The 12,629-nt window shown below is 69.8% G+C and carries 10 protein-coding genes; 9 read left to right on the top strand and 1 reads right to left on the bottom strand.

What is annotated here, in order from left to right; translation table 11 throughout:
• Nucleotides 1-189 precede the first annotated feature (189 nt).
• Nucleotides 190-405: an AsnC family protein gene (locus B1729_RS13740; RefSeq protein WP_163617630.1), complete on the top strand. Its 216-nt coding sequence runs from the start codon at nt 190-192 to the stop codon at nt 403-405.
• Nucleotides 406-431: 26 nt separating this feature from the next.
• Entirely contained in the window at nt 432-2,444 is a 2,013-nt protein-coding gene (locus B1729_RS13745; RefSeq protein ID WP_163633255.1) for an ABC transporter ATP-binding protein, read from the top strand.
• A gap of 141 nt (nt 2,445-2,585) precedes the next feature.
• Here the strand turns inward: B1729_RS13745 and B1729_RS13750 are convergent, their stop codons facing one another.
• On the bottom strand, nt 2,586-4,481 hold the full coding sequence (locus B1729_RS13750; RefSeq protein WP_163617628.1) for a phosphoenolpyruvate carboxykinase (GTP): 1,896 nt from the start codon (nt 4,479-4,481) through the stop codon (nt 2,586-2,588).
• Between the two features lie 141 nt (nt 4,482-4,622).
• On the opposite strand from B1729_RS13750, the gene B1729_RS13755 reads away from it, so the two are divergent.
• From B1729_RS13755 to B1729_RS13785, 7 genes are all read left to right on the top strand, one after another.
• The gene (locus B1729_RS13755) at nt 4,623-6,059 is read left to right on the top strand and encodes an XRE family transcriptional regulator (RefSeq protein WP_163617627.1); all 1,437 of its coding nucleotides are present in this window, start codon (nt 4,623-4,625) and stop codon (nt 6,057-6,059) included.
• Between the two features lie 98 nt (nt 6,060-6,157).
• Nucleotides 6,158-7,249, top strand: coding sequence for a substrate-binding domain-containing protein (locus B1729_RS13760; RefSeq protein WP_163633257.1), 1,092 nt, complete (start codon nt 6,158-6,160; stop codon nt 7,247-7,249).
• Nucleotides 7,250-7,355: 106 nt separating this feature from the next.
• On the top strand, nt 7,356-8,654 hold the full coding sequence (locus B1729_RS13765) for a sugar ABC transporter substrate-binding protein (RefSeq protein ID WP_163633259.1): 1,299 nt from the start codon (nt 7,356-7,358) through the stop codon (nt 8,652-8,654).
• Nucleotides 8,655-8,717: 63 nt separating this feature from the next.
• Nucleotides 8,718-9,650: a sugar ABC transporter permease gene (locus B1729_RS13770; RefSeq protein WP_163633261.1), complete on the top strand. Its 933-nt coding sequence runs from the start codon at nt 8,718-8,720 to the stop codon at nt 9,648-9,650.
• Nucleotides 9,647-10,576: a carbohydrate ABC transporter permease gene (locus B1729_RS13775; protein WP_163617623.1), complete on the top strand. Its 930-nt coding sequence runs from the start codon at nt 9,647-9,649 to the stop codon at nt 10,574-10,576. Before B1729_RS13770 ends, B1729_RS13775 begins: the two co-directional genes overlap by 4 nt.
• A complete protein-coding gene (locus B1729_RS13780; RefSeq protein WP_239525822.1) occupies nt 10,573-11,577 on the top strand; it encodes a hydroxyacid dehydrogenase in 1,005 nt (334 codons plus the stop codon). Before B1729_RS13775 ends, B1729_RS13780 begins: the two co-directional genes overlap by 4 nt.
• 51 nt (nt 11,578-11,628) lie before the next feature.
• Nucleotides 11,629-12,600, top strand: coding sequence for an ROK family protein (locus B1729_RS13785; protein WP_163617622.1), 972 nt, complete (start codon nt 11,629-11,631; stop codon nt 12,598-12,600).
• Nucleotides 12,601-12,629: the final 29 nt, after the last annotated feature.

Below are 12,629 nucleotides of genomic sequence, written 5' to 3' on the forward strand. Positions count from 1 at the left end.
CGCCTCACGGGCCGCGAGACTTCGCATATGTCACCGAATCGGCCCTGCAGCGCGACATTTGCGAATGTCTCGCGGCCCACGTCGAGCGCCGGCAAACGTCAACGTGAGTTGACGAGGTGAGAGCCGTCAACTAAGGTTGACGACGGATGCCGCGACCCGCGGCATCCGCCCACCATGAGAGGCGACGCGATGAGCGGAGACGACCTGCGCACCCTGATCGGCGCCGCGGACGCACGCGAACCGCTTGCCGAGCTCCACCGTCTCGCCGAGGTGCGCCGCGAGCTCGCGCGCGCCGAAGAGGTGCAGGTGCGGAAGGCCCGCAACCTCGGCTTCTCGTGGCAGGCGATCGCGAGCGCCCTGGGCGTGAGCAGACAGGCCGTCCACAAGAAGTACGGTCGAAGGTAAGCCCTTTTCACGAACGAGGTACACCCATGCCCTCCGCCGAACTCGACGAAGCCCCCGCCGCCGCACCACCTGCGGCGTCCCCCCCTCGCGCCCCGCGCGGCCGCGGGCGTCGCGGCAAGCCCGACGAGGGTCCGCGCGCCAGCTTCGGGCAGCTGCTGCCGTACCTCTTCGAGCACAAGCGCACGCTCGCGGTGGTGGTCGTGCTCAGCATCCTGAGCGCGGCTACGTCGCTGGTGCAGCCGCTGCTCGTCGGCGAGGTCATCACGCGGGTGCAGGAGAACCTCGATCTCGGCCTGCTGATCTGGGCGCTCGTCGGGTTCGTGCTGCTCTCGTCGCTCATCTCGGGCTGGCAGCACTACCTGCTGCAGCGCACGGGCACCGCCGTCGTGTATTCCAGCCGACGCCGGCTCATCGCCCGCATCCTGCATCTCCCGATCAGCGAGTTCGACGCGCGTCGCACCGGCGACATCGTGTCGCGGGTCGGCAGCGACACCACCCTCCTCTACGCCGCGCTCACCCAGGGCCTCGCAGACTCCATCGGCAACGCGCTGCTGTTCGCCGGCGCTCTGGTGATGATGGCGCTCATCGATCCGGTGCTGCTGGGCATCATCGTGCTCGTGATCGGCATCTCGGTGCTCGGAGTCGTGACCCTGAGCGGCCGCATCCGCACCGCGTCCACTGAGCAGCAGGAGAAGGTGGGCGCACTCGCCTCGGGCGTCGAGCGCGCGGTGGGGTCGATCCGCACCGTGCGCGCGTCCGGTGCGACGGAGCGCGAGGTCGAGTCGGTCACCGCGCAGGCGACGGATGCCTACACCGTGGGCGTCCGCATCGCCAAGGTGTCGGCGCTCGTCGTGCCGATCGCCGGCATCGCGCTGCAGGTCTCGCTGCTCGTCGTGATCGGCCTCGGCGGCTTCCGTGTCGCGACCGGGGCGCTCTCGATCGCGAGCCTCGTGACCTTCATCATGTTCCTGTTCATGCTCATCGCGCCGCTCGGGTCGTTCTTCGGCGCGATCACCTCGGTGAGTCAGGCGCTCGGCGCCCTGGGCCGCATCCAGGAGGTGCTCGACCTTCCGACCGAGTCGCAGGACGACGCCGCCGTCGCCGCGCGGGTCGCCGCTGTGTCGGCCCTTGGACAGGCTCAGCGACCGGCAGGCGCCGCCACGGCGGCGATCGAGTTCCGCGATGTGCGGTTCCGGTACCCCGAGAACGTCGTCGAGGCGCGTCGCAAGGCCAAGTCCGAGGCGCGCGCGGTGCTCGAGAGCGCCCACGTCGACACCTCCGCCATCGTCGTCAGCGACGCCGGTGCGACGGCGGACGGCGACGGACGGACGGATGCCGCGGCATCCGTCTCCGCCGATGCCGGCGTGCTGCGGGGCGTGTCGTTCTCGGTGCCGCGCGGCGCGCGCGTCGCGCTCGTCGGCCCCTCGGGCGCCGGAAAGAGCACCACCCTGGCGCTCATCGAGCGCTTCTACGATCCGACGGGCGGAGCGATCCTGCTGGACGGCACCGACGTGCGGGCGTTCGACCGCGACGCGCTGCGCGCGCAGCTCGGCTATGTCGAGCAGGACGCCCCGACGCTGGCCGGCACGATCGGCGACAATCTGCGTCTGGCGTCGCCCGAGGCATCCGACTCCGAGTGCGAGGCGGTGCTGCGCGCCGTGAATCTCGGCGACGTCCTCGACCGCAACCCGCTCGGCGTGGATGCGCCCGTCGGGGAGGCCGGCGTCATGCTCTCGGGCGGCGAGCGCCAGCGCCTCGCGATCGCGCGGGCCCTGCTGGCCGCTCCCCCCATCCTGCTGCTCGACGAGTCGACCTCGTCGCTCGACGGGCTCAACGAGCAGCGCATGCGCGAGGCGATCGACGCGGTCGCCGCCGGCCGCACGCTCATCGTGATCGCGCATCGCCTCTCGACCGTCGTCGACAGCGACCACATCGTCGTGATGGATCACGGCCAGGTCGTGGGGCAGGGCACGCATTCGGAGCTCGTGCAGACCACGCCGCTCTATCGCGACCTCGCGAAGCACCAGCTGCTGGTCTGAGAGGCAGACGGATGAAGGATGCCCCGGCCCCGCACAGGTGGGGCCGGGGCATCCGGTGCGACCGGTCGGTGTGAAGAAACCGCGGGTCGTGCAGGCGCCCGCCCGTTCTGCCAAGAAGACGAAGCGAGCGCCGGTCTGGGATCAGGCGCGCTGCAGGCGGTAGCGCAGGGCGGCGAGCTCGGCCCACAGCGGGGCCGGAACGCGTCCCTCGAAGGTGCGGTAGAACTCCTCGGTGAGGTCGGCCTCCTGCAGCCACAGCTGCGGGTCGACCGCGAACAGCTCGTCGAGGTCGTCCTGCGAGACGTCCAGGTCCGAGATGTCGAGGTCCTCCGTGCGCGGCAGGCGGCCGATCGGGCTCTCGACGGCGCCGACCTCGCCCTCGATGCGGCGGATGATCCAGTCGATCACGCGCGAGTTGTCGCCGAAGCCGGGCCACAGGAAGCGCCCGTCCGAGCCCTTGCGGAACCAGTTCACCTGGAAGACCCGGGGCGCACGATCGAACCGCAGCTTCTGCCCGACCTTGAGCCAGTGGGCGAAGTAGTCGGCCATGTTGTAGCCGCAGAAGGGCAGCATCGCGAACGGGTCGCGGCGGAGCTCTCCGACGGTGCCCTCGGCGGCGGCGGTGCGCTCGGACGACACGTTCGAGCCCATGAACACGCCGTGTGTCCAGTCGGTCGCCTCGACGACGAGCGGCACGTTGGTGGCCCGCCGCCCGCCGAACAGGATGGCGTCGAGCGGCACGCCCTGCGGGGCGTCCCAGTCGTCGGCGATCTGGGGGCACTGCGCGGCGGCGACGGTGAACCGCGAGTTCGGGTGGGCGGCGGGACGACCGGATGCCGGCGTCCACGGCTTGCCCTCCCAGTCGGTGAGCTCTGCCGGCGGCTCGTCGGTGAGCCCTTCCCACCAGACATCGCCGTCGGGCCGGAGCGCGACGTTCGTGAAGATCGTGTTGCCCCAGAGCGTCTCGACCGCCGTCACGTTGGTGGAGGCGCCGGTGCCCGGCGCGACGCCGAAGAAGCCCGCCTCGGGGTTGATCGCCCACAGGCGGCCGTCCTCACCCGGACGAAGCCACGCGATGTCGTCGCCGAGGGTCTCGACGCGCCAGCCGGGAATCGTCGGGCGGAGCATCGCGAGGTTCGTCTTGCCGCACGCCGACGGGAACGCCGCGGCGAGGTGGTAGGCGCGCCCAGCGGGGTCGATCACCCGGATGAGCAGCATGTGCTCGGCCAACCACCCCTCGTTGCGGCCGATCACCGACGCGATACGCAGGGCGAAGCACTTCTTGGCGAGGATCGCGTTGCCCCCGTAACCCGATCCGTACGACCAGACCTCGAGGGTGTCGGGGAAGTGCACGATGTACTTCTCGTCGTTGCACGGCCACGCGACATCCTTCTCCCCCGGCTGCAGCGGGGCGCCGACGGAATGCACCGTCTTGACCCACGGGGCGCCGCCGGCGATCTCGCGCAGCACCTCGGTGCCCACGCGCGTCATGATGCCGATCGAGGTGACGGCGTAGGCGCTGTCGGTGACCTGAACGCCGATGTGCGACAGCGGACCGCCGACCGGGCCCATCGAGAACGGCACGACGTACATCGTGCGGCCGACCATCGACCCCTCGAACAGCGGCGTGATCGTGGCGCGGATCTCGTCGGGCGCGGCCCAGTTGTTGGTGGGGCCGGCGTCCTCTTCGCGCTCGGAGGCGATGAAGGTGCGCGCCTCGGTGCGGGCGACGTCGCTGGGGTGCGAGCGCGCGAGGTAGGAGCCGGGGCGCCACTCGGGGTTGAGCTTGATGAGCTTGCCCTCGTCGACCATCTCGCGCAGCAGCGCGTCGTTCTCGGCGCGAGAGCCCTCCACCCAGTGCACGCGCGCGGGACGGGTGAGCGCGGCGATCTCGTCGACCCAGGCGCGCAGTGCGACCATGCCCTCGCCCTGAACGGTCGGCAGTTCGCCATACGTCCGCACGGTGCCGCTGGGGGCGGCGGTGGGACGTGCGGGTCCAGAGCCTTCGGTCCGGGTGAAGATGTCGGCAAGGGCCATGGTGTCGCTCCTCGTTGATTCGACCGTCAGATGGTTTCGACGATGCAGATTCGTGCTCTTCCTCTACTTTCGACCGTGATGGATGCCTCTTCCCACGAAATCCGGTGTCAAGAGTTGGGATTCTTTCGCTAGCATCAAGGAATGCCGCCGACCTCCCTGGAACTGTCGACCTTGGGCCACCGCATCCGTCATCAGCGTCTCGCCCATGGCTACACGCTGGATGAGCTGGGAGCGGTGGTCGGCGTCGCAGGGAGCCAGCTCAGCCTCATCGAGAACGGCAAGCGCGAGCCGAAGCTCTCGCTCCTGCAGGGGATCGCGACGGCGACCGGCGTGGATGTCGGCGACCTGCTGTCGACCGAGCCGCCCAATCGTCGTGCGGCGCTCGAGATCGAGCTCGAGCGCGCTCAGACCAGCTCGGTCTTCCGTCAGCTCGGCGTCCCGCCGATCAAGGTGTCGAAGGGCATGAGCGACGACACGATCGAGTCCATCCTGGGCCTGCACCGTGAGCTGCAGCGCCGAGAGCGCGAGGCGATAGCCACTCCGGAAGAGGCGCGTCGGGCCAACACAGAGTTGCGGCTCATGATGCGCGAGCGCGACAACTACCTGCCCGACATCGAGAAGCTCGCCGAGAAGCAGTTGAAGGCGGCCGGGCACGTCTCGGGCGCCCTCACGCACCGCACCGTCAGCATCATGGCCGAGAAGCTCGGCTTCGAGCTCCTCTACGTCAACGACCTGCCGCACTCGACCCGCTCGGTGACCGACCTCGAGCACGGCCGCATCTATCTGCCCCCGGCATCCATCCCCGGCGGTCACGGCCTGCGGTCGATGGCCCTGCAGGCGATGGCGCACCGCCTGCTCGGCCACAAGCGGCCCACCGACTACGCCGACTTCCTGCAGCAGCGCCTCGAGATCAACTACTACGCCGCGTGCTGCCTCATGCCCGAGACCGCGTCGGTCGCGTTCCTGCAGCAGGCGAAGAAGGACCGCAACCTCGCCGTCGAGGACTTCCGCGACGCGTTCGGCGTGACCCACGAGGCGGCGGGGATGCGGCTGACGAACCTCGCCACGCAGCATCTCGGCATCCGTCTGCACTTCCTCCGGGTCGACGGGTCCGGCGCGATCACCCGCGTGTACGAGAACGACGATCTGCCGCTGCCGATGGACGTGACCGGCGCTGTCGACGGGCAGATCGCCTGCCGCAGGTTCTCGGCGCGGGCCGCCTTCTCTGAGCAGAACCGCACCACCGAGCACTACCAGTACACCGACACCCCTGCCGGCACGTTCTGGTGCTCCACTCAGACGGGCAGCACGTCCGACGGCGAATTCTCCATCACCGTGGGCGTGCCGTTCGATGATGCGCGGTGGTTCCGCGGACGCGAGACGCAGAAGCGCGCCACCTCCACCTGCCCCGACGAGTCATGCTGCCGCCGCGTCGCCTCCGACGTCTCGGAGCGCTGGTCGGGCAAGGCCTGGCCGAGCGCGCGCGTGCACATGCAGATGTTCTCGCCACTCCCCCGCGGCGCCTTCCCCGGCGTGGACGACAACGAGGTCTACGACTTCCTCGACCGCCACGCCTGAGTACGAGCTGGGCCCCTTCGGCGGCGCACCACGATCTGCTACGTTCGCATTTGTGCGTTCGTTCGTTCGCACCGATGAGAAATGGACCGGAGCCGAACATGGTCGCAGCCGCACGCCACGACGCGATCCTGCGTGAACTAGAGCTGCGCGGGTCGCTCGAGAACGCCGGATTCGCGCGACGCCTCGGCGTCTCGGCGATGACGCTGCGCCGGGACCTGCTCGAACTCGAGCAGCGAGGCCTCGTGGTCCGCGTCCACGGCGGCGCCACCTCACCCGCGGTGGCCGCGCAGCAGGAGCGCGCAGGAGCGGATCGGGTACCGGCAGTCACTCGGCCGGTGGCGACGATCGGCATGATCGTGCCGACCGCGAACTACTACTTCCCGGAGGTCATCCGGGGCGCCAGCCAAGCGGCGCGCGAGCTCAACTGCCGGCTCGTGGTGGGTGCGACAAACTATTCGCCGGCGGAGGAGCTGCGCCAGGCCGAGCGGCTGATCGCCGGGGGCGTGGACGCGTTGATGATCACGCCGCACGACTCCATCCGGGACGAGGTCTCGCCTCTGCGCGACCTGCTGGAATCCGCGCGGATCCCGGTCGTGCTCGTCGAGCGCTCCGTCGAGGAGAGCACCGCGGGGCGGTTCGAGTGGGTGCGCTCCGACCACGTCTACGGCGCGGAGATGGCGGTGCGCCACCTCATGGATCAGGGCCACCGGCGGATCGCGCTGGCCGCCAGGCCCGCGGCGACGGTGGCGAGCCTCCACGACGGCTTCGACCGCGCGATGCGTCGGCTGAACGGTGACGGCTATGCGCTGCGCCGCGACTTGACCACCCCGCGCGTCGGCGAGAACGTGACGATCGCCGAGCTGGACGCCCTGCTCGACGACTGCATCGAGCAGGAGGTCACCGCCGCCGTGATCCTGGGTGACGCGGACTCGATGGCTCTCACCGATCTGGTCATCGAGCGAGGGCTGCGCATCCCCGACGACTTCGCGGTCGTCGCCTACGACGACGAGATCTCGGCGCTGGCCGCCGTACCCCTTACGGCTGTCGCGCCTCCGAAGCATGAGCTCGGCCATGCGGCTGTGCGGCTGTGCGTGGACCGCCTCCGTCAGCCGGAGGGCGCACCGCACACGATCGTGCGGATGACTCTGCTGCCCAGCCTCGTCGTGCGGGACTCCACCGTGCGCACGTGATGAGATGTGCGCCTTTGTGCGTTTGAGCGCATTTCGCTTGGCTGAGGCGCCGCAGCGGCGCAGGATCGGTTCGCACAGGTTTGAAGATTCAAAGGAGAACCCGATCATGTCCCTGCGTCGAACCACACTCGCCGCCGCCGCGCTGCTGAGCGCCGGCGCGCTCATCGCCGGCTGCTCGTCCACCGCCCCCGAGCCCGCGGCATCCACTCCCTCCGGCCCCGTCACCGGCGAGGTCACGTTCTGGTCGTCGCTGAGCGGCATGGCCGACGTGGCCGCGGCGTTCAACGCGAGCCAGGAGGACATCACCGTCACGTTCGAAGAGATCCCGAACGGCGCGAACGGCGGATACACCAAGCTCTCCGCCGCGATCGAATCGGGCACCGGCCCGGACGTCGCGGGCATCGAGTACGACCGGCTCCCGGGCTTCGTCGCCTCGGACCAGCTCGTCGCGGTCGACGACCTCGTCGCGAAGGACGTGCTCGAGGCGTACGACCCGCAGGTGCGCGAACTCGTCAGCTTCGCCGATGCGTCCTACGCGCTGCCGTACGACGCACCGCCGCTCGTGATGTGGTACCGCCAGGACGTGCTCGACGCCGCGGGTGTCGAGGTCCCGACCACGTGGGACGAGTTCGAGGACGCCGCGCGCGCCGTCAAGGCCGTGAACCCGGACGCATACCTGACGAGCTTCTTCACCAACGAGCCGCAGCTGGCGCCCTTGTCATGGCAGGCCGGCGCCCAGTGGTTCAGCGTCGACGACGACCGCTGGAAGGTCGCGATCGACGGAGACGCGTCGGTGGAGGTGGCCGATTACTGGCAGCGCCTCATCGACGAGGACCTCGTCAAGGCGCAGCTCGGCTTCAGCGATGAGTGGACCGCCGATCTCGGCAGCGGTGTCATCAACGGGTGGGTCGGCGGCTCCTGGAGCGCATCCGGACTCAAGACCCGTACCGAGGGTGCGGGCCAGGCCGGCAAGTGGATCGCCGCAGTCCCCCCGACATGGGACGGCGAGCCCAGCGGCGCCCTGAGCGGCGGCACGAGCTTCGCGATCACCGAGAACACCGAGAACGCCGCGGCCGCCGCCGTCTTCCTGGAGTGGCTGACGACGACACCGGAGGCTGTCGAGGCGCGCGGCGCCGTGGGCACCGCCTACCTCGCGTATCCGGGTCTCAACGAGGTCGCGGCATCCGTCGCTCCGGTCGACTACTACGCGAACGACATCTACGCCGTCTTCGACGACGCGTCCGAGAACCTCGGTCCGTGGGCGTGGGGACCGAGTTACGACATCACCAGCACCGCGCTGAAGGATGCCGTGGCCACCGCCCCGACGCTCACCGACGCGCTCGAGCAGACCCAGGCCGCGACGGTCGACGGTCTGACGTCGCTCGGCCTCGAGATCTCCGAGTAGTCCCGCAGGGCCCCGGTCGGGCGAGCCCGCCCGGCCGGGGCCCCCTCTCGAAGGGTTGCGCACATGGCGCTCCAGATTCGCTCCGGCCGCTCAGCGACCCGCCGGCGCAGCATCCCGGGTACGGGCGGCCGATCCGCGGCGATCTTCCTGATCCCGTTCTTCACCCTCTTCGCGGTCACCATGATCGCCCCCGTCGTTTACGCGATCGGCCTGAGCCTGTTCGCCGAGAAGCGCAGCGGGCTCGGCTTCGGCGATGCGACCGTCGACTTCGTCGGCATCGGCAACTACCTCGCCGTGCTGTCGGACCGTGCCTTCCTCGAAGGCTTCGGACGCCTCGCGATCTACTGCCTGCTCTACGTGCCGACGCTGCTGATCACAGCGCTGGTGCTCGCGCTGCTGCTGGACGCCGCCGTCACCTACGCCCGGCGGGCGTTCCAGCTTCTGCTCTTCCTCCCCCACGCCGTTCCCGGAGTGATCGCCGCCCTCATCTGGGCGTACCTCTACACCCCGGGTGTGAGCCCGATCGTCAAGGCGCTCGCCGCCGGCGGGATAGAGATCGACTTCCTCTCGGTGCAGCTCGTGCTCCCCTCGATGGTGAACATCGCGGTGTGGGAGTGGGCGGGCTACAACGTCATCATCCTGTTCACCGCCCTCCAGACGGTGCCGCGCGAGGTTCTCGAAGCCGCCCGCGTCGACGGCGCCGGAGAGATCCGCACCGCCTTCTCGATCAAGACTCCGCTGGTGTGGCCGGCGCTCGGCGTCGCGCTGCTGTTCACCGTCATCGGCTCGCTGCAGCTGTTCACCGAGCCCAAGATCCTGTCGTCGGCGACGACCGCGGTCACGAGCACGTGGGTCCCGAACATGTGGGCCTACGACGCCGCCTTCAACCGCAACAACCTGCCGCAGGCCGCCGCTGCCTCGATCATCCTCGCGCTCCTGGCAGGTCTGCTGTCGTGGGCCGTCACCCGATTCACGTCGAAGGAGCGCACGCGATGAGCGCCGTACTCGCCACGCCGCCGGCGGCACAGACCGCGGGATCCGCTCCCGTCCGCGCGCAGGCCGAACCGCCGCGGACCCGCAAGAAGATCCTCCGCCGCCTCCCCGCGATCGCGGGGGTCAACGGGCTGCTGCTGGTCGGCTGCGCCTACATGATCCTGCCGCTGCTGTGGCTCGTGTTCGCGGCGACGAAGGACGCGACCGGCCTCTACTCGGGCGAAGTGTTCGCGTTCGGCGGCGCGTTCCTGGCGAACATGGAGCAGCTGTTCACGCAGGACGGCGGCATCTTCGTGCGCTGGCTCGTCAACAGCATCCTCTATGCCGGCGTCGGCGCCGTCGTCGGCGGGTTCATCGCCCTGATGGCCGGGTACGCGTTCGACAAGTTCGAGTTCCGCGGCAAGGGCACGTGGTACGGCCTGGTGCTGGTGGGCGTGCTCATCCCGAACACCGCCACGGTGATCCCGCTGTACCTGCTCGCGGCCTCTGTCGGTCTCACCAACACGATCTGGGCCGTCGTCATCCCCACGCTCTGCAACCCGTTCAGCGTCTACCTCGCACGTGTGTTCAGCGCCGGCTACATCCCCGACGAGACCCTCGAGGCGGCCCGCGTCGACGGTGCCGGCACGGTGCGCACGTTCCTGCGGATCGGACTGCCCATGCTGACGCCGGGCTTCGTGACCATCGCCCTCTTCCAGTTCGTGGGCATCTGGAACAACTTCATGCTGCCGCTCATCATGCTGCAGAACCGCGACCTCTTCCCCTCGAGCGTCGGCATCGCCCTGTGGCAGAGCCAGGTGCAGCAGAACCCCGAGTTCTCGACGCTGGTGATCGCCGGGTCGTTCATCTCGATCCTGCCTCTGGTGATCGCGTTCGTCCTGCTGCAGCGCTTCTGGCGGTCGGGCCTGTCGGCGGGGAGTGTCAAGTGAGCGCTCGCAAGCGGATCGCGTTCGCGATGTCAGAGTCGGTGCGGCCCCGCATGTACCCGCCGGAGCGCGTGGCCGAGTTCGCCGAGGTCGCCGATGTCGCCGGATTCCTGCACGAGTTCCGGTCGGATGCCGCACGCCGCACGCTCGCGGAGGTCGATGTGCTGGTGACCGGCTGGGGAGCGCCCGAGATCGATGCCGACATGCTCGCGGCCACGCCGAAACTGGAGGCGATCCTGCACTCGGCCGGATCGGTCAAGCCGTACCTCACCGAGGACGTGCTGGCACGCGGGATCCGAGTGAGCTCGGCCGCCGTCGCCAACGCGATCCCCGTCGCCGAGTACACCGTCGCGATGATCGTCCTCGCCAACAAGGCCGTGCTTCCGGTCGCCGCCCGCTATCGCGAGCTGCAGGACGACGTGCAGCCGGACGCCGACTTCCCCGACATGGGCAACTTCCGCAAGCGCGTGGGCATCGTCGGCGCCTCGACGATCGGACGCCGGGTACTCGAACTGCTGCGTTCGTACTCCCTGGAGGTCGTCGTGTACGACCCCTTCCTCTCTGAGATGGATGCCGCGACCCTGGGCGTCGCATCCCTCGAGCTCGACGAGCTCCTCGCCAGCTCGGATGTCGTGTCCGTCCATGCCCCGTCGCTGCCGGCGACCGACAACATGATCGACGCACGGCGCATCGCGCTGCTGCGTCACGGCGCGACGCTCATCAACACGGCACGCGGCGAGATCATCGATCAGGATGCGCTGACCGCGCGCGTCGTCGATCGCGAACTGTACGCCGTGCTCGACGTCACGGTTCCCGAGGTGCTTCCGCCCGGCCATCCGCTGTACACGTCCGACCGCGTGCTGCTGACGCCACACATCGCGGGATCGCTCGGCACCGAGCTCGGCCGGCTGGCCGGCTCGGTCCTGGAAGAACTGCGCCGGCTGACCACAGGTCGCCCGCTCGCTCACGAGCTCGCGCCCGAGCGCTTCGCCATCACCGCCTGACCCCGCCACCCGGTCGCGCGTCGATCGGCGGCACCGAACGAAGGACTCCCCATGTCCCGCAGCTCCGCACCGCCCGTCCGACTTCTCGGCGGGGGCGACGCCGTGCTCGCATTCGACATCGGCGGCACCCACATCAAATCCACGGCGGTCGACCGTGACGGTCGCATCGATGCGGTCCGACGAACCCCGACCCCGCGAGGAGCTGAGGCGGTGGTCGCCACGATCGCCGAGCTCGCACGCGCGCACGGCGGGAGAGACGGCTTCGCACTGCGGCTGCGGTCCGTCGGCGTGGGTGTGCCGGGCCTCGTCGACGAGTCGAGCGGTGTGGTCCGGTACGCGTCGAACCTGGGCTGGCAGGACGTGCCCCTTCGGCAGCTCCTCGAGGACGAGCTCGGCCTCCCGGTCGCCGTGCGGCACGATGTGCGAGCCGCGGCGCTCGCCGAGAGTCGCATCGGCGCCGCGTACGGACACGCGTCGGCGGTCGTCGTCGCCATCGGCACCGGGGTCTGCGGCGCACTCGTCATCGACGGAGTCCCCTATTCGGGAGGCGGGTACGCCGGTGAGATCGGACACGCCGTCGCGGACCCCGCGGGAGAGCGCTGCCCATGCGGAGCGGTGGGATGCCTCGAGACCATCGCCTCGGCATCCTCTATCGTCCGCCGCTACGCGGCCGCCTCCGGACACCCGGTTCGCGGAGCGCGCGAGGTGCTCGACGCCGCGCAGCGCGGCGACCGACTCGCTGCGGCGGTCTGGGCTGATGCGGTGACGGCGCTCGCGCAAGGTATCGCCCGCCTGGTTGCGGCGTTCGCCCCGCACGCGATCGTCGTGGGCGGTGGCCTCGCGCAGGCCGGTGAGGCTCTGATCGGTCCGCTGCGGTCGCAGCTGGATCAGCTGCTCTCGTTCCATCGACGCCCGTTCGTCCTCTCGGCACGGTGCGGAGAGGATGCCGGGGTCGTGGGTGCGGCGATCACTGCCCGCGACCACCTGCGGGTCCTTCGTGCCGTCGCAGACGATCCGCGCTGACCGAGCGGGATCAAGATCGACGGCCGGGC

This window comes from Microbacterium sp. B35-04 (genome assembly GCF_010634885.1).
Classification (GTDB): domain Bacteria; phylum Actinomycetota; class Actinomycetes; order Actinomycetales; family Microbacteriaceae; genus Microbacterium.

What these genes read in the sequence shown, in the direction of transcription:
- B1729_RS13770 (WP_163633261.1), top strand. Translation starts at nt 8,718, where the DNA reads ATGGCGCTCCAGATTCGCTCCGGCCGCTCAGCGACCCGCCGGCGCAGC.
- B1729_RS13755 (WP_163617627.1), top strand. Translation starts at nt 4,623, where the DNA reads ATGCCGCCGACCTCCCTGGAACTGTCGACCTTGGGCCACCGCATCCGT.
- B1729_RS13750 (WP_163617628.1), bottom strand. Translation starts at nt 4,481, where the DNA reads ATGGCCCTTGCCGACATCTTCACCCGGACCGAAGGCTCTGGACCCGCA.
- B1729_RS13760 (WP_163633257.1), top strand. Translation starts at nt 6,158, where the DNA reads ATGGTCGCAGCCGCACGCCACGACGCGATCCTGCGTGAACTAGAGCTG.
- B1729_RS13745 (WP_163633255.1), top strand. Translation starts at nt 432, where the DNA reads ATGCCCTCCGCCGAACTCGACGAAGCCCCCGCCGCCGCACCACCTGCG.
- B1729_RS13775 (WP_163617623.1), top strand. Translation starts at nt 9,647, where the DNA reads ATGAGCGCCGTACTCGCCACGCCGCCGGCGGCACAGACCGCGGGATCC.
- B1729_RS13765 (WP_163633259.1), top strand. Translation starts at nt 7,356, where the DNA reads ATGTCCCTGCGTCGAACCACACTCGCCGCCGCCGCGCTGCTGAGCGCC.
- B1729_RS13740 (WP_163617630.1), top strand. Translation starts at nt 190, where the DNA reads ATGAGCGGAGACGACCTGCGCACCCTGATCGGCGCCGCGGACGCACGC.
- B1729_RS13785 (WP_163617622.1), top strand. Translation starts at nt 11,629, where the DNA reads ATGTCCCGCAGCTCCGCACCGCCCGTCCGACTTCTCGGCGGGGGCGAC.